General features: G+C 34.7%; 14 protein-coding genes, 1 tRNA gene and 4 pseudogenes. 12 read left to right on the top strand and 7 right to left on the bottom strand.

The window, feature by feature from the left end; all coding sequences use genetic code 11:
* The first annotated feature begins 54 nt into the window (after nt 1-54).
* The 4 genes and pseudogenes from sdhC to OPR24_RS00655 all read left to right on the top strand — a co-directional run.
* Nucleotides 55-432 (top strand): succinate dehydrogenase, cytochrome b556 subunit, encoded by a 378-nt coding sequence (gene sdhC / locus OPR24_RS00670; RefSeq protein ID WP_265033417.1) that lies wholly within the window; start codon nt 55-57, stop codon nt 430-432.
* Nucleotides 429-785: a succinate dehydrogenase, hydrophobic membrane anchor protein gene (sdhD, locus tag OPR24_RS00665; RefSeq protein ID WP_265033415.1), complete on the top strand. Its 357-nt coding sequence runs from the start codon at nt 429-431 to the stop codon at nt 783-785. Before sdhC ends, sdhD begins: the two co-directional genes overlap by 4 nt.
* A 76-nt stretch (nt 786-861) precedes the next feature.
* Complete coding sequence (locus tag OPR24_RS00660; protein ID WP_265033413.1) at nt 862-2124, top strand: hypothetical protein; 1263 nt, start codon at nt 862-864, stop codon at nt 2122-2124.
* 117 nt (nt 2125-2241) lie between these two features.
* Nucleotides 2242-2628 (top strand): annotated as a pseudogene (locus tag OPR24_RS00655) (sugar phosphate nucleotidyltransferase); the annotation flags it as partial.
* Here OPR24_RS00655 and OPR24_RS00650 read toward each other — a convergent pair.
* A pseudogene (locus tag OPR24_RS00650) lies at nt 2613-3624 on the bottom strand (IS630 family transposase). The pseudogenes OPR24_RS00655 and OPR24_RS00650 overlap by 16 nt on opposite strands.
* A gap of 107 nt (nt 3625-3731) precedes the next feature.
* On the opposite strand from OPR24_RS00650, the gene OPR24_RS00645 reads away from it, so the two are divergent.
* The 6 genes and pseudogenes from OPR24_RS00645 to murB all read left to right on the top strand — a co-directional run bounded on the left by OPR24_RS00645 (nt 3732) and on the right by murB (nt 9483).
* The gene (locus OPR24_RS00645; RefSeq protein ID WP_265033409.1) at nt 3732-4733 is read left to right on the top strand and encodes an RDD family protein; all 1002 of its coding nucleotides are present in this window, start codon (nt 3732-3734) and stop codon (nt 4731-4733) included.
* A gap of 265 nt (nt 4734-4998) precedes the next feature.
* Nucleotides 4999-6007, top strand: a pseudogene (locus tag OPR24_RS00640) (IS630 family transposase).
* Nucleotides 6007-6351, top strand: coding sequence for an ankyrin repeat domain-containing protein (locus tag OPR24_RS00635; protein WP_265033407.1), 345 nt, complete (start codon nt 6007-6009; stop codon nt 6349-6351). The pseudogene OPR24_RS00640 and the gene OPR24_RS00635 overlap by 1 nt, the downstream one beginning before the upstream one ends.
* 432 nt (nt 6352-6783) lie before the next feature.
* A pseudogene (locus OPR24_RS00630) lies at nt 6784-7231 on the top strand (Rpn family recombination-promoting nuclease/putative transposase); the annotation flags it as partial.
* A gap of 495 nt (nt 7232-7726) precedes the next feature.
* Complete coding sequence (gene hemC, locus OPR24_RS00625; RefSeq protein ID WP_264688058.1) at nt 7727-8605, top strand: hydroxymethylbilane synthase; 879 nt, start codon at nt 7727-7729, stop codon at nt 8603-8605.
* Complete coding sequence (gene murB / locus OPR24_RS00620) at nt 8596-9483, top strand: UDP-N-acetylmuramate dehydrogenase (protein ID WP_265033405.1); 888 nt, start codon at nt 8596-8598, stop codon at nt 9481-9483. The genes hemC and murB overlap by 10 nt, the downstream gene beginning before the upstream one ends.
* A 117-nt stretch (nt 9484-9600) precedes the next feature.
* On the opposite strand, the gene OPR24_RS00615 is transcribed toward murB, so the two are convergent.
* A complete protein-coding gene (locus OPR24_RS00615) occupies nt 9601-9795 on the bottom strand; it encodes a hypothetical protein (RefSeq protein ID WP_265033402.1) in 195 nt (64 codons plus the stop codon).
* 62 nt (nt 9796-9857) lie between these two features.
* Here OPR24_RS00615 and OPR24_RS00610 point away from each other — a divergent pair, with 62 nt between their 5' ends.
* Nucleotides 9858-10097: a hypothetical protein gene (locus tag OPR24_RS00610; RefSeq protein WP_265033401.1), complete on the top strand. Its 240-nt coding sequence runs from the start codon at nt 9858-9860 to the stop codon at nt 10095-10097.
* Nucleotides 10098-10520: 423 nt separating this feature from the next.
* On the opposite strand, the gene OPR24_RS00605 is transcribed toward OPR24_RS00610, so the two are convergent.
* The 3 genes from OPR24_RS00605 to OPR24_RS00595 form a co-directional block, all read right to left on the bottom strand.
* Nucleotides 10521-11279, bottom strand: coding sequence for a cell division protein FtsQ/DivIB (locus tag OPR24_RS00605; RefSeq protein ID WP_265033400.1), 759 nt, complete (start codon nt 11277-11279; stop codon nt 10521-10523).
* Nucleotides 11260-12270: a D-alanine--D-alanine ligase gene (locus tag OPR24_RS00600; RefSeq protein ID WP_265033399.1), complete on the bottom strand. Its 1011-nt coding sequence runs from the start codon at nt 12268-12270 to the stop codon at nt 11260-11262. The genes OPR24_RS00605 and OPR24_RS00600 overlap by 20 nt, the downstream gene beginning before the upstream one ends.
* A 437-nt stretch (nt 12271-12707) precedes the next feature.
* Nucleotides 12708-13082 carry a ferredoxin family protein gene (locus OPR24_RS00595; protein WP_182366623.1) on the bottom strand — a complete coding sequence of 125 codons (375 nt, stop codon included), beginning with the start codon at nt 13080-13082 and terminating at the stop codon, nt 12708-12710.
* Nucleotides 13083-13143: 61 nt separating this feature from the next.
* Between OPR24_RS00595 and dprA the strand changes: the two genes are divergently transcribed.
* Nucleotides 13144-14232: a DNA-processing protein DprA gene (dprA, locus tag OPR24_RS00590; protein ID WP_265033395.1), complete on the top strand. Its 1089-nt coding sequence runs from the start codon at nt 13144-13146 to the stop codon at nt 14230-14232.
* Nucleotides 14233-14583: 351 nt separating this feature from the next.
* Here the strand turns inward: dprA and OPR24_RS00580 are convergent, their stop codons facing one another.
* Nucleotides 14584-15309, bottom strand: a complete 726-nt coding sequence (locus OPR24_RS00580) for a triosephosphate isomerase (RefSeq protein ID WP_265033393.1) — start codon at nt 15307-15309, stop codon at nt 14584-14586.
* A gap of 24 nt (nt 15310-15333) precedes the next feature.
* Nucleotides 15334-15406 (bottom strand) — tRNA-Thr (locus OPR24_RS00575).
* Between the last annotated feature and the right edge of the window lie 60 nt (nt 15407-15466).

Here is a 15466-nt window from a genome sequence, read left to right as displayed (position 1 = left end):
CTATACTGCTGTCTTTACTTCTACTTTATTTTAATTTCCCGATAACGTAATTTTATGAGTGATAGGCCTCTTTCTCCACATTTACAAATATATAAAGTACAAGTTACTAGTTTTTTCTCTATTATGCACAGATTGACTGGTATCTTGCTATTCCTTTTATTAATGATACTTTCTTGGTATTTCATATTACATGTTTACTTTCCTGAGTTACTTATAGTAAGGTACTTAAATGCATTATTATTCACTCCTGTTGCTAAATTAGCTTATGTCTTATGTTTTATAAGTTTTGTATATCATTTTCTTAATGGTATTCGTCATTTATTGTGGGATGTTGGGCTTAATTTAGAAATTACTGGCGTTTCAAGGAGTGCTATACTGCTGACAGTAACTCTACTTCTTTCTACTATTGCTTTTTTATTTATGTTTATATGAGTCAATTTGGAAATTCAGTACATCATTGGTGGGTCCAGCGTGTTTCTGCGGTAATTTTACTGCTCCTGTTTCCTTGGTTTATCTATTCATTTTCTTGCGCATTTTATACTGATAGCTCTTTGTCTTTTAGTGAAAAATTTATTAATCACCCTCTAGAGCTTTTATTTTTTGTTGTATTGTTGTTTTGCATTTTTTGGCACGCAGTTCTTGGAATGCAGGTAGTGTGTGAAGATTATATACACAGCGTATCTCTAAGGATTTTCACAATTACATGCATAAAGTACTTATCAAGCATTACTTATATAACCCTCGCTTTTACAATCTTTGTCTTCTACAGGCATATTTTCTTGTAAAATTGCCAATTCTGTGTTAATATATTATTAGTGTACTAGTTTTATTATTGAGCTATAGCGATTTTGGTTTAGCAATATGTTAGAGACATTGAAAAAGTGGGGAATAGACCTTACGCTAAAGGTGAAGGATCTATTTAGTTCATCTGAGTCTCAAGTTTATGTCAAAGACCTTAGAAAGGTAATGATATATGAGGATGGACGAAAGTGTCAATATCCAAAAAATTATGATCAGATTGTAGATTCTGGGAGAGTTGTAAAAAAAAATGACAAGCTTGTGAAAGATAAAGACGGAAATCCAGAGTACCAGCTTATATATAATGAATACAAATTTGATCTAGCCTTGGTTAAGGAAATTGATAAAAAATCTTACTTTACTATTGACTTTTTAGTTAGTAAAGGTAGGCGTGAGGTTAATGATTATAGTAAATTTTATAAGCCATTTAAGTTTTCAAAAATAGATCTTGAAAAACACTTGCCGGTCTTTGAGGTTGATACTAAGTTACTTAGATTAACTAATTTTTCTTTTCTTGCTAAAAAAGGTTGCTTCATCAATGATGACACGGGAGAAGTTGATGAGAAAGATAGAGATGAAAAAGGAAGAAATGGAAAATTACTATACGCTAGTGATTACAAGAAGCTAAGCACCCATTTTTCAGAAATTAGAGATCAGGATGGTAATCTAGAGCTAGATAAAAGTCTTATATCTGTTCCTATCGTTTTTGCTACAAGCTTGGCTAAAGTTTGTACTAAATTGTTGACCTCTCTTCCTATAAAGTTAGGGGAGTATTTAATAATCGAACAAAACCCAATTGCAAAGTCTTTTGGCTATCTTTTGTTCACCCCTGCAATGGCAGTAAAAAATTTAGTGAATATGGGAGCTACCATACTTAAGGCTCCAATTTTATTATTTGTAGCAGATAAGAAGAAGTATGGTGATGCTTACTTCACTATGTGGAAACACCAATTGAAAGGATGTTGGGAAGAAGCAAAAAGTGACTTTAATGTTATTAAGGGTGGAGAAAGGCTAAAGCCAGGGCAAAAGGATCATAAGCCACTTAGTATAGTGGGCACATGGGATGAGCTTAACGCTAGAAGGCCAGGTATTGAAAAAGACTTAGAGAAGCCGTCAAATAAAAGTAGTGAAAGTATAGATAAATCTAGAGAACCAGATATTGGAAAAAGCTTAAAGAAGGAGAAGTTGCAAAACAAAAGTAATGAGAAAATAGCTGCGTCTAAAAAAGCAGATGTTGAAAAAGTGAGTGATACTCCTCATGTTAATGAAGTACTAAGCAGACGGAATTCATTGCAAGACGAAAAAATTCAATTACCTACTCGCTAACCGGCCACTACTTTAAATTAACATTTACTTTCTTTATTAACTATTCCACAACAAAAACTTGCATGCATTTTACTATTAGTATAAGATGTTAATTATTTAATTAATTTTCTTAACTATATGCGCCCTGTAATACTATGTGGTGGTAGTGGCAGCAGACTTTGGCCTTTATCGAAGCCAAAGCAATTTCAAAAAATATTTAGCCATAACACTATGTTTCAGAACACTTTATTGAGGCTAAAAAGTGGTTATATGCCACCCATAATTGCCACAAATATACAGTACGAGTCATTAGTGAAGAAGGAGTTGCATGCGCTGCGAGAATATAAAGTGATTTTCGAACCAGTGAAAATTGGAACAGCAGCAGCGATATTAATTGCTGCGCTTCTCTGCAATGAAAACGAGATAATGTTAATTCTGCCTTCAGACCATTTTATAGGTGATTTGAATAATTTTTATGCTTCCGTTGAGAAAGCGTCTAATACCAATTCTCATTGTTGGTCAGTCAAATAGGAGAAATTGCAGAGTTGTTTAATTGTGGAGCTGGCAAGAGAAGTAATAAATTTGCACAAAGCACCCTAAAGCAGAGCAATTGTATCGTATATTTTATTGCGCAAAATGTTCTGTTTTATGTATAACCAAAGCCTCTCAACAGGATTGAGTTCAGGTGAATATGGAGGTAGGTATATAATCTCAATATTTTTAGCTACCTTTAAATTTTTTGACTTATGCCAACTAGCACAGTCCATAACAAGAACAGCTTCTCTTGTCCCTAGATATTGCGACATTTGCTCAAGAAATACATTCATGCAATCAGTGTTAACATTTAGTGCAAATAAGCTAAAACTCTCTCCATTTTTAGGATTAACTGCACTGTAGAGATAAAAATTATGCCTACCTAATTTTATTTTAACCCGAGTCCTAGTGCCTTTTTTAAACCATCCATGCCCAACTTTCGAATGTGTGCCAAACCTTGATTCATCAAAGAAAAATAGCTCTTTTTCTGGATACTTGCCAATAACTTCATTGAGATTTTTTTTTGAATTCCTCTTGTTTACTTTTATCTTGTACGTTGTGTACTGGTCTTGGTGTAATATATGAAAATTTCATCTTTTGCATATGGCGGTGTACTGTAGATTTGCTGATATTTAATCCGAACTTTTCCTGGATTCTTATTCTCATTTCTTTAATGGTAATATTAGGATTTTCTTCTATACATGCTTCAATTTGCTGTAGTTGAGCCTGATTTAATTTAGTTTTTCTACGGCGTGATGGAGGAGCAAACAGTTTTTCTTCTCTGCCAAATTTCAAGAGTTTTATCCACGAAGTTAGTGCGCTTCTTGAAATTCAATATATTTTTGCTACAGCCGTTATACTATGCTTTTTTGCCGCAATTACAGCATTTAGTTTTTTTGAAACATATGCATTGTTCCTTACTTTCTTCAGCATTTCTTTTGCTGATTCTACTACTTTTTCATCCAATAATTTTGATCTTAATGCCATTTATACCTCGCTACTTCACTTACTTTAGTATGGCTTTTTTCCCATTATTGTCTATCCGTTCTTTGTATAGTGGGAATTGGTATTAGGCAATCGTGTTGGGTACAAAAATGGATAACTATGCGGGAATTAATAAACGTGTTATAGCGTTTATAGTTGATCAAATAATATTTCTAGTCTTTTCTCTATTCATTTTGTCCATATCATCAGGTGAGCCCTTTACTGAACTTGTTAATGTTGTCTTCAGTTATACTGATACAGACTTTTCAGTGCAAGAAGGAGTATTAGGAATATTACTGCTTATAGTATTGGAAACATTAATGATAGCAAAACTTGGCTGGACTCCAGGAAAGTTATTATGTGGCATATACGTAAAAGATGCAAATACACTTGAAAATATTGCTTTAATGCAAGTAGTGATAAGAAGCTCTCTTAAGATGCTTGTGTTCGCACCTTTCTGTATTTCTGAGTGGTTTTTAATATTACCAGTCTTGGTTTTAACATTCGCAGTATTTGATAAACGCAAGCAGTTCTTCCACGATAAAATTGCAAAAACAGTAGTAATAGATTACAGACCTGAAAAATGCCACTTAAATTTAAACTGCGTGGGAATAACTAGGCGTGTTATAGCATATATTATTGATCGTTTTATTATTATTGGAGCCTCTTTGTTTTGTGTTTCTCTTGTAAAAACAACTTTCCACCCTGATAAATCTCAAATATTAATCATATACTTTTATCTATTTTTTTTCCTACCAATAGTGTTAGGAATATTTATAACAAGAAGACTTAGTGGCACTTTAGGGCAATTGTTGTACTATATTTGCATTAAAGATATAAATACACTTAAAAATCCTACTCTAATACAAACAATAATTAGGTGTGTTTTGTTTGAAGTTATTAACTTCATATTGATTTCTATATTAATTATGAATATATTTCCTGATGCTCTTGATAAGTATGCTTCTGAGTGGTGGTTTGACCCTTTATCAAGCTTAACCTTTGTAGCTATAATACTAATTTTTACATCTGCAATATTCGACAGACGCAAGCAATTTCTTCACGATAAAATTGCAAAGACAGTGGCAATAAACTATAAACCTTCAAGGTAATTTTTCTCCTTGCTATACGCTGATTAGTATATGACTACTGTAGTTGATGTGATTCTTTTAATGCTAGTTCCAAATAAACTATGTGATTTCTTGCAATAAAAACAGTTTTTTAATCCATATGGAATTTGTCAAAAAAATTGTTGACACTAAAAATATCTGTGTTACAAGCAAAGCTATACTTATACCAATTCCCATTACAAGGCAACCAGATGGACAATGATGGAAGAAAAGCCATAATGAAGCAAGTAAAATAGTTGAGGTATAAATGGCATTAAGATTAAAATTATTGGATGAAAAAGTAGTAGAATCAGCAAAAGAAATGCTGAAGAAAGTAAGGAACAATGCATATGTTTCAAAAAAACTAAATGCTGTAATTGCAGCAAAAAAGCACAGTATAGCGGCTGTAGCAAAAATATATTGCATTTCAAGAAGCGCACTAACTTCGTGGGTAAAACTCTTGAAATTTGGCAGAAAAGAAAAACTGTTTACTCCTCCACAACGGCGTAGAAAAACTAAATTAAATCAGGATCAACTACGGCAAATTGAAGAGTGGATAGAAGAAAATCCTAATATTACCATTAAAGAAATGAGAATAAGAATCCAGGAAAAGTTCGGATTAAATATCAGCAAATCTACAGTACACCGCTATATGCAAAAGATGAAATTCTCATATATTACACCCAGACCAGTTCATAATGGACAAGATAAAAGCAAACAAGAGGAATTCAAAAAAAAATCTCAATGGAGCTATTAGCAAGTATCCAGAAAAAGAGCTATTTTTCTTTGATGAATCAAGGTTTGGCACACATTCAAAGGTTGGACATGGGTGGTTTAAAAAGGGGATTAGAACACAGGTTAAAACAAAATTAGTTAGGCAAAATTTCTATCTCTATAGTGCGGTTAATCCTAGAAATGGAGAGAGTTCTAGCTTATTTGCACCAAATGTCAACACTGATTGCATGAACATATTTCTTGAGCAGATGTCGCAATATCTAGAAACACGAGAGGCTTTTCTCGTTATGGACTGTGCTAGTTGGCATAGGTCAAAAAATTTAAAGGTACCTAAAAATATCGACATTATATACCTACCTACATATTCACCTGAGCTAAATCTTGTTGAGAGGCTTTGGTTATATATAAAACAGAACATTTTGCGCAATAAAATATACGATACAATTGCTCTGCTTTAGGGTGCTTTGTGCAAATTTATTACTTCTCTTGCCAGCTCCACAATTAAACAACTCTGCAATTTCTCCTATTTGACTGACCAATAATGAGAATTGGTATAAGCAATGGTAATGATACTCCTCTCTACAAGGCTGCTTATAACGGTCACTTAGATGTAGTAAAATACCTTGAGTCAAAAGGGGCTCGCCGTAGCCGTCGTAGTATTGAATCTAAAGACTTGAGTCAGCCCATAAATGGGACAAGTAAGCTACCATTATGGATTAGCAGTATTGTTAATTGGGTTAAGGGTTCTACAGAAGCTACAGCTCTACTTACTTCTAGAGAGCATAACAACCATACTGTTATAGCTATACCGGAAATAAACACTGCTGTAGTAAATAACACATTAATGTTAGGCATTCTAGCAACTAGCCTGTTTAACAAAACATAAGCAACCAATTCATGAAAATCTTTTATCACCAAGAGAGCAATCAATGAGGTTAAATAATATAGATGAGGACATGATTATAAAAGCTATACAACAGGGACCTGGCACTGACATTGATGAAGTAAAAATTAGTGGTAACAAAACTGGAATGTGGAAAAGGAAATAAATAGTTAATGTGCCTCCTGTACTAGACTTAAAAGCATATCTTTATGGTATATAGTTTTGGTGTATGGGAGGATTTTTATTGTTGACGAGACATAGATAAAATAATATACAGACTTAAAATAGCTGAGTTGTAGTAGAAGTTACGCTTTCCGATAGAAAACCGCAGCGGGTCAACTGGAAAGGTTACAGTGCCATATCTGGTTAATACGGGAAAGTTGAAAAATCGCGGAAAATAGTGTATACTATTAATAATTTTTAAGTGAATTTCCTATGTCTTTTTCTAAATTTTTAGATCCAAAATTAGATTTAACATTCAAAAAAATCTTCGGTACGGAAAAAAAACAGTAGTATCCTCATTCATTTTTTGAACGATATTTTAGGTTGTACTGAAGTTAATGTTATACAAGAAATAGAGTTTATCAACACTGCTCTGAATCCTGAATTTGCCTCTGAGAGACAAAGTATAGTTGATGTTCTCTGTCAAGATTCTGTTGGGAACAGATTTGTGGTCGAAATGCAGCTCGCTCGCGACAAGGGCTTTGAAAAACGCGCACAAGCATATGCTGGTAAAGTTTACTCAAGACAGTCTGGCAGATACACTAATTTAAAGAAGGTCTTCTTTATTGCGATTTCAAATTGTATTTTGTTTCCTAAGAAATCCAATTATATATCTAGCTATACTATAAGAGATGAGGAAACTAATGAGCATGACTTACAATGCTTAAGCTTAAAGCATTAGATGCTTTTTACAAGATACAAGGCAGAAACTTATCAACTTTTCTCGATTCCAGTGTCAAGCACTGGAATGACACCCTTTTGGATGGAAACCAGTGTCGGCTACTTGGATGACACCCTATGGTTGTTGAGACTGCGTTTACACACTCCACCATGTCATTCCAGCGCGTGACACACAGCTGTACGAACATTGCAATATGGCAAATAGTAAACGATGTCATTCAAGTAGCTGACATTGAAATCCAGTAAGCTTATTTATGCATATAAAAGGTTATTATTTTGTAAAGGCAAAGTTGCTTTTGGTTTTAAGTTAAAGTACAATAAATGCAAAGGCTCATATGATGAATTAAACTGGATCCAAGTAGTCAGCTACTCGGATGACATCAGAGAGATGGTAACCGAAGTTCATGCGATACACGCTACCAAAGTGTTTAAATAATTAATTAGGTTAAGGTTTGGTATTCAAACAGTCATACATATGCTAGTCAAAATAGGTACCAGAGGAAGCAAGCTTGCAGTTGCCCAGGCTTTGGAAGCAAAACAAAAGTTGCTGGACTCTTTTCCTAACTTATCTATTGAAATTGTTAAGATAAAAACTTCTGGAGATAAGTATGCAAACGCAAATCTTGCTGAAATAGGAGGTAAAGGATTATTCATTAAAGAAATTGAGGCTGAATTGCTCGAAAATAATATAGATATGGCAGTTCATTCGCTAAAGGATGTGCCTGCGTTTTTCTCAGGGGGTTTAACAATTCCTTGTGTTTTAGAAAGGCTAAGTCCATGCGATGCGTTTATTTCTCATAAACACAATAGCCTTGAGTCTTTGCCACAGCAGGCTACTATTGCCACTTCTTCAATAAGAAGAAAAGTTCAGTTGTTAAATGTTAGACCAGATCTAAATATAATATCGCTACGTGGAAATGTAACAACTAGATTGCAAAATCAAAGTTTTGATGGAATAATTCTAGCTGAAGCAGGACTCATAAGATTAGAAAAGAATCACTTAATTACAGAGGTATTGCCACCAAAAGTTATGTTAAGTGCAGTGGGACAGGGAGCGATTTGTATTCAATGTAGAAGGAATGATGTAAAAATTATCGATCTTGTAGAGAAAATTAATAATAATATGTCTTTTATAAGAGTGAAATCAGAGCGTAGTTTTATGAAGACAGTTAATGGTTCATGTTTTACACCACTTGCAGCTTTGGCTGAATATGTGAACGAAAATATGCTACACCTTTGTTGTATGTTAGCAAGTGGAAAAAATATATACTTCACTGAGCGCACTTCATTTATAGAAGATGCGGAGAAAATGGGTATGGATGCAGGACTAGAGTTGAAATCAAAATGCTTATAAGCTTACCTAAAGTACGTGGAATCTATCGTTATGACATCTTAATGTCTAAAGCGACGTGGTTAAACGTCGGTGGACGAGCTGATGTGTTATTTAAACCATGTGATATTGAAGATTTAACATACTTGATTAAAAATACTGAACTGCCAGTTAGCGTTATTGGTGCAACATCCAACATAATAGTACGAGATAGTGGCATTCGAGGAATAACAGTAAAATTAGGTAAGGAGTTTGCATATATTAAAAGTAAGGGTAACAACTCCATTGTTGCAGGTGGTGCTGCGCTGCTCAGGAACCTTGCTTACTTTGCAGGAGAGCAACAAATTAGTGGACTCGAGTTTCTAGTTGGAATTCCAGGAACAGTTGGTGGCGGAATAGAAATGAATGCAGGTGCGTATGGTAGTGACATCGCAAGCGTTGTACAATCCATAAAAGCAGTGAATCTAGAGGACGGAAACCTATATGAGTTCTCCAGCGAAGAAATGGGGTATTTTTACCGTGGACATAGCCTAAAAGGAAATTGGATTTTTGTTGAAGCTGAGTTTAAAGGAGTAAACTCAGAGTATGAGCTTATATTGCAAAGGTTAAAAGAAATTGTTGAGAAAAAAAATAAAAGCCAGCCAATAAGAGGAAAAACTGCTGGGTGCATATTCAAAAATCCAAAAAACTACCGAGCATGGGAGTTAATTGATAAATCTGGCTGCCTAGGGTTAAATATTGGTGGAGCTAGAATCTCTAAGAAACATTGTAACTTCTTGCTCAATTACAATAATGCAACTGCATCTGACTTGGAAAACCTTGGCAACAGAGTAAAAGATGCAGTGAAGGATAAATTTAATGTTGAACTTGAGTGGGAAATAAGGGTTTTGGGTGGCTATTAAACAGTTTTTATAGCTGCTGTATATTCGTTCAGGAGAACGGCAAATAAGGTAGACAAGTAATCTATAGCTAACTGAAAAAAGGTTTCCCCAGAAGGGATAAAAAGGTATAAAATGGCTTTAGATAAGGTAGAATGATGCCAAGGCCATTAAAAGACGATCCTTCATGCACTGCTTATTTGGCTTTCCACCTTTTGCCTTTTTCTTAGTCTCTTCCTCTATTAAAATTTGAATTACTTTTTTAAATGTTTTTTTTACTCCTGTTAACCTACGAAATTCCTCTTCATCAAGCTTGTTTATTTGTTCAAATTTCATACCTTCACTAATATATTACCTTCCTTATAGTACTCCTTTTCTTTAGTTATGCAAGAAGTCTAATGAAGGAACGCTTAAAAGGGATAGAAGAAGAGAAAAAAAAGGTAGTTGACCAAAAGGCAGTAGAAAAGGGAATGAATCTTATTATAAATAGCATAAAGAGTCTTTATTCTAGTGTAAAATCGAACTTGGAACAGCTAGATTGGCGAACTAAACGTGGTATTATTAAAGCATTAATAGAACAAATTAACATTGGTCGTGATCAGGTAGAAGTAGCATTTCGGATCGAAGAACCAGCGTAGGATGGAGAAATTTTTAATTTGCAACATTGTACTGAACGTCATAAAATTGAAGCTATTTTATTTAACTTCGCAATCTCTGCAGCAGATTAAAATGACAAGAAAACTCGTATTTGGCGTACTATTGTTTAATTTTTTGCATTATGTGCATCGTATGTCTTTATAAAATTTCTAGGTTTTTACCTACATAAGCTGAGTCGCGGTTATTAAGTGTTTAAAACATAAAAAAAACGCCAATGTTTTAAAATAGATATTAACCGGGGCTTTTTTTGCCTTTTTTTCCATTTGGTAAGTTTCTTAATGTTTGTAGCTAAACGACAACAGTCATCCCGCTGCTTGTTAGCGGCTAAGAGATACCGCGGCGGTATGAAGGTTCGCGGCAGCATGACGATAAGCTCGTCATCCCGCTACTTGGATGACAGCAGATCACCTCTTCACAAAAATTTTATCAGTAATACGCATATCAATAATACTCCAATCGCTGAAAGTAAAATCAGTTGTATTGTGTAAGTGGTTTAAATAGTCCCATGCACTAGAAGGGTTATCTTCAGGCAGTTTCACTGTGGAATCGTTATCAAGTATGATATTCCATCTTCTATTCCCTATATAAGCAAAAGAAGAAATGTGGTCACTTAATTGAGTTTTACTCTCTAACACATCTCTAACAAATTCTAGGTTTGATAACGAGTTTTGTCCTGTAATTACAACAAGATCATCTACTGGATAGTCATCTACGATCACTTTACCTTCGAAATCAATTACCGAGGTTTTGTTATTATCTTTCCAGAGAGCAAACGGTTTATGCTCATCTATATTAATATGTAGGGTATTGGGCAAAATTCTATGGATTCTTACGTGTTTTATCCATCTGCTTACAGATTGTATGCTACCGGCAAGTTTTGAAAGTGATATATACAGGATAGGTTGCGTTCTATCTACCAAACTTAGAATGTCCTTTTTGTTTGTAAATTTGTTGCCGCTCACGACTACTTCGTCGATTGAAAATCCACTACTGAGTAATAAACTAGAGAGGCAGTCATTATACCAAGTAAAGTAGTAATTAAATCGATTTATTATTTTATCAAGTGAGCTGTAGAGCATTAGCGTAAGAAAAAGTGCTGTGATAATAACCAAGGCACACTTACGCAAAAAACTCCTTTGGCTTCTAGTAATACTGCTCAACATGACTTAAATCCCTAATATTTTTGTGCTGCAAACTATCTTCAATAATAATTTTAACTAATTCATTAAAATTGATTCCTTTTGCCAATTTTGCAATTTCTGGCACTAATGATAACTCAGTAAAGCCAGGATGTGTATTAATCTCAAGCATTTTTAAAGTGTTATTTTTGGGATTATAACGGAAATCTGAGCGGGAAATAGTTTTGCATCCTAAAAATCGATGAACTTTCAGTGCGTGTTCCAAGGTCATTTTATATATATTGTCAGGAATTTCAGCAGGAAATATATGTTCTGCAAATCCATCTGTATACTTTGCTTCATAATCATAGAATCTATTTTTTGGTCGTATTTCCATAGTACCAATTGCTTCATCCAGCAATACAGCAGTATGTAACTCTACACCTGGAATGTATTCTTCTATGATCATCAAATCTTTTGCCATAGAAGTAGCTCCTTCCTTGTCATCCAAGTAGCCAGATACTGCCTGGTCACGCGCTGGAATGACATCAAATTTCAGTTTTAAATAATCCTCATGTGAGGAAACAATATGCACTCCGATGCTAGAACCTTCATTAATTGGTTTTAAGACGTACGGATAATCGATTTTAATATTATTTTTTAGTAGATCTTCTCGGCTAATTACATAACCTTTTGGAGTGTCGATACTAAGGGATCGAAATATATGCTTTGACATCACTTTATTCATAGCAACAGCCGAAGCCATAACTCCTGAGTGTGTATATTTTATACCTAAAATCTCCAATAAACCTTGAATGCAGCCATCTTCACCATAAGGTCCATGCAGAGCTATAAAAGCAAGGCCCGGATTAATCTTTTTAAGCTTTTCAGCAATGTTGCTGTCAACATCTATTTCTATTGCATTATATGAAAGGCTATCAAGCGCTTTCTTTACTGCTTTTCCACTCATCAGTGATATTTCTCTTTCGCAAGAAAATCCACCACTTAAAATTGCTATAGTTGGAACCATAAGCATTCTATGTTTTACTATATAGCATATATAAAAGATGCTCTTATCTTCAATAGAAAAAACGCTTTGAAAAATTCTATAGCTCTATCCTATGCACAACTGTACAGACATTGCAATTTGCAGGTGGTGTCATTCCAGTGCTTGACGCTGGAATCCAGCTTTTTCATAATCATCAAAACGTCGTATTTTAACATAAAACGGCTACTTTTATGCTTACCAACTTAATAAAATTCCTGGATCCCAGTGTCAAGCACTGGGATGACATCATAGAGGCACTGCCCTTTTGGATGGAAACCAGTGTCAGCTACTTGCATGACACCATCTGCCACCTGCAAATTGCAATGTTTGTACGATTGTGCGTCACGCGCTGGAATGACAAAGAAGGGTGAGTTGCTAGTTTTTATATGGTTATGCAAGGAGTCTGATCTTTTTCTTTGTTAATATTATTCTAAATTTTCATCAAAATAAGCTGTTTTATCCTTTTTTTCCTTATACTCTTCTGCAGTATAGAGAGGTTGCTTTTTAGCTGTGATGTTTGGCCACTTTTGTGAGTATTCTACATTTATATCGTAAAATAACTTGAAAGTTTTTTGTTCGCTGTTCAGTAATTCTTCATCTAATTCTAAAATATCTTTTATGGAATCATCAGTTACAATTGCATCTACTGGACACTCAGGTATGCACACTCCGCAATCAATACATTCATCTGGGTTAATCACGAGCATGTTTTTACCTTCATAGAAGCAGTCAACGGGACATACTTCCACACAGTCCGTATATTTACATTTTATGCATTTATCTGTAACAAAATGCGTCATAAAACACTGTATATTTGTATTATCTTGGGTACACTAAATTGATAAGAAATTCAAGCCTTTTATGAAGATAAATAAATTGAACAACAAAGAATTAGAAGTATGGTTAAGCTTGGCTAGAACTATAGGACCAATAAAGTTTTTTAGTATACTAAGAACACATGGATCTCTAGATGAGGTGCTAAAATATCTCAATAGGGTGGCTAATAATAAGGTGTATGGCATTCAAGATGCACGAGAAGAAATCAATAATGCAGAAAGAATTGGAGCTAAAATTATACCCGCATGTGACCCAGATTACCCTGATCTTTTAAGAAATATCTCTAGTTGTCCTCCTATAATAACTGCGTTTGGTAATATATCATTATTAAGCCGTGAGATAATTGCAATAATCGGTGGGCGCAACTCTTCGATGAATGGAAGAAATTTTGCCAGTAAACTAGCACTTGATTTAAGCGAAGCTGGTTTTGTTATCGTTTCTGGACTTGCAAAAGGAATCGATACCGCAGCAAACAGTGTAATATACAAAAATCATCCCACTATTGCTGTTACAGCAAGCGGAATTGATTTGGTGTATCCAAAAGAGAATTTTGATCTATACAAAAAAATCACTGGGAACGGTGGTTTAGTAATTACTGAGCTTCCATTTGCTACTAAACCAAAGCCTCAGTATTTTCCTCAAAGGAATCGAATTATATCTGGTCTATCGCTGGGTGTTGTAGTGATTGAAGCATCGAAACGTTCTGGCTCTCTAATAACAGCAGATTTTGCTTTAAATCAAGGGAGAGAGGTATTTGCAGTTTCTGGTTTCCCTTTAGATTCACGCTGTAGTGGTAGTAATTATTTAATTAAAAACGGTGCTAAGCTTATCGAGTCCGCTGATGACATAATAGAGAGTATTAGGCTTAGTTTACCTCCGCAGCAAAAAAACCTATTTAATGTTGAGCACTATGCTGTTAACCAAAAACAAGAAAAATTACAACAGGCAAAATCTGTTATAGTTGATCATATTAACTCTGTACCTGTTGATATAGATGAACTTATATTAGCAAGCGGACTTTCTGCCAACATAGCTCTAATGGCTCTTTTAGAACTAGAGTTGGAAAACAAAATAGAGCGTTCACCGGGGAATAAAATATCATTAATTTTCTAGATTACTTTAGCTATAAGCCCACAACCGTACGAACATTGTGATTTGAGTCCACCAAGAAAGATGTCATTCCAGCGCGTGACGCTGGAATCCAGCCTTTATTATGCAGCCACTTGGTTGAAATTAAGTCTTCTGGATCCCAGTGTCTGGGCACTGGGATGACACCGTCTTGGATGGAAATCAGTGTCAGCCACTTAGATGACACCACCTTTGTATGGAAACCAGTGTCACTCTGACAACCGTCATCTCGCTACGTGTTAGCGGATACCGTGACGTTATGATGAGGGAGTACGCGTTAGCGGAATCTGCTGAGACGCCCGTGATAGCCCTATTCCTATAGTGAGTAATTCCCTTTTATCTACTTTTAGAATTGATAAGAGAAAACTTTTTTTCAACTTGTTGTATGATTTTATAAAAGTGATCGAAATCTAAGCTTGCACTGCCAATTAAAACTCCTGATAAATTTGAAATATTTAACAAATTTTCTATATTTTCTGAACTGACTGAACCACCATATGTAATGTGTTTTTTACCAGTACACAATTTTATTACCTCTATCACCTCAGCAATTGCATCATTATTTGGCACATGACCTGTGCCTATTGCCCATATTGGCTCATATGCTACGGTATATTCACCGTGTGTTGGCAAACGGTTTTTGCATTGATATTCTATTACTTCTTTTGTTTTTTCATTCTTATAATCTTCTGAATTTTCACCTACACAAATAATTGGGTGTAAGCCTGATTCTATTGCTATTTCCGACTTAAGTTTTATTTCACTATCTTTTTCATTGGCCCTTTCAAAATGCCCAAGTATTACGTAAGTACACCCTAGTTCTTTTAACATTTCTGCGCTAATTTCACCTGTGTAAGAACCGAACTTTTTATGATGGCAATTCTGTGCTCCTATATTAATATTATTGTTCAACTCTATACTGCTTGGAAATGATGTAAAAGGAGGGCAAATTACTAATTTAGAGGTAATTTCGTTGCTCTTGTTGTTAAGTTTGCCTATAAAGTCAACAAATGAAGAACGCATTCCATTCATTTTCCAATTTGCTACTATTAAAAAGGACATCAACTTTACTTATATGGGCGAGAGTGCCGGCTGTCGGACTTGAACTGACAACCTACTGATTACAAGTCAGTTGCTCTACCAATTGAGCTAAGCCGGCGTTAAACACATTAATAATATACAATTATCAATGGATTTTAGTCAACTGATTTTTAAAATA

Source organism: Wolbachia endosymbiont (group A) of Sicus ferrugineus, from assembly GCF_947251515.1.
Lineage (GTDB): Bacteria > Pseudomonadota > Alphaproteobacteria > Rickettsiales > Anaplasmataceae > Wolbachia.
This window is presented reverse-complemented; position numbering and strand designations above follow the sequence as displayed.

Bases quoted from the DNA above. Each gene is read 5' to 3' on its own strand.
- sdhC (WP_265033417.1), top strand. From the start codon at position 55: ATGAGTGATAGGCCTCTTTCTCCACATTTACAAATATATAAAGTACAA.
- sdhD (WP_265033415.1), top strand. From the start codon at position 429: ATGAGTCAATTTGGAAATTCAGTACATCATTGGTGGGTCCAGCGTGTT.
- OPR24_RS00660 (WP_265033413.1), top strand. From the start codon at position 862: ATGTTAGAGACATTGAAAAAGTGGGGAATAGACCTTACGCTAAAGGTG.
- OPR24_RS00645 (WP_265033409.1), top strand. From the start codon at position 3,732: ATGGATAACTATGCGGGAATTAATAAACGTGTTATAGCGTTTATAGTT.
- OPR24_RS00635 (WP_265033407.1), top strand. From the start codon at position 6,007: ATGAGAATTGGTATAAGCAATGGTAATGATACTCCTCTCTACAAGGCT.
- hemC (WP_264688058.1), top strand. From the start codon at position 7,727: ATGCTAGTCAAAATAGGTACCAGAGGAAGCAAGCTTGCAGTTGCCCAG.
- murB (WP_265033405.1), top strand. From the start codon at position 8,596: ATGCTTATAAGCTTACCTAAAGTACGTGGAATCTATCGTTATGACATC.
- OPR24_RS00615 (WP_265033402.1), bottom strand. From the start codon at position 9,795: ATGAAATTTGAACAAATAAACAAGCTTGATGAAGAGGAATTTCGTAGG.
- OPR24_RS00610 (WP_265033401.1), top strand. From the start codon at position 9,858: ATGAAGGAACGCTTAAAAGGGATAGAAGAAGAGAAAAAAAAGGTAGTT.
- OPR24_RS00605 (WP_265033400.1), bottom strand. From the start codon at position 11,279: ATGTTGAGCAGTATTACTAGAAGCCAAAGGAGTTTTTTGCGTAAGTGT.
- OPR24_RS00600 (WP_265033399.1), bottom strand. From the start codon at position 12,270: ATGCTTATGGTTCCAACTATAGCAATTTTAAGTGGTGGATTTTCTTGC.
- OPR24_RS00595 (WP_182366623.1), bottom strand. From the start codon at position 13,082: ATGACGCATTTTGTTACAGATAAATGCATAAAATGTAAATATACGGAC.
- dprA (WP_265033395.1), top strand. From the start codon at position 13,144: ATGAAGATAAATAAATTGAACAACAAAGAATTAGAAGTATGGTTAAGC.
- OPR24_RS00580 (WP_265033393.1), bottom strand. From the start codon at position 15,309: ATGTCCTTTTTAATAGTAGCAAATTGGAAAATGAATGGAATGCGTTCT.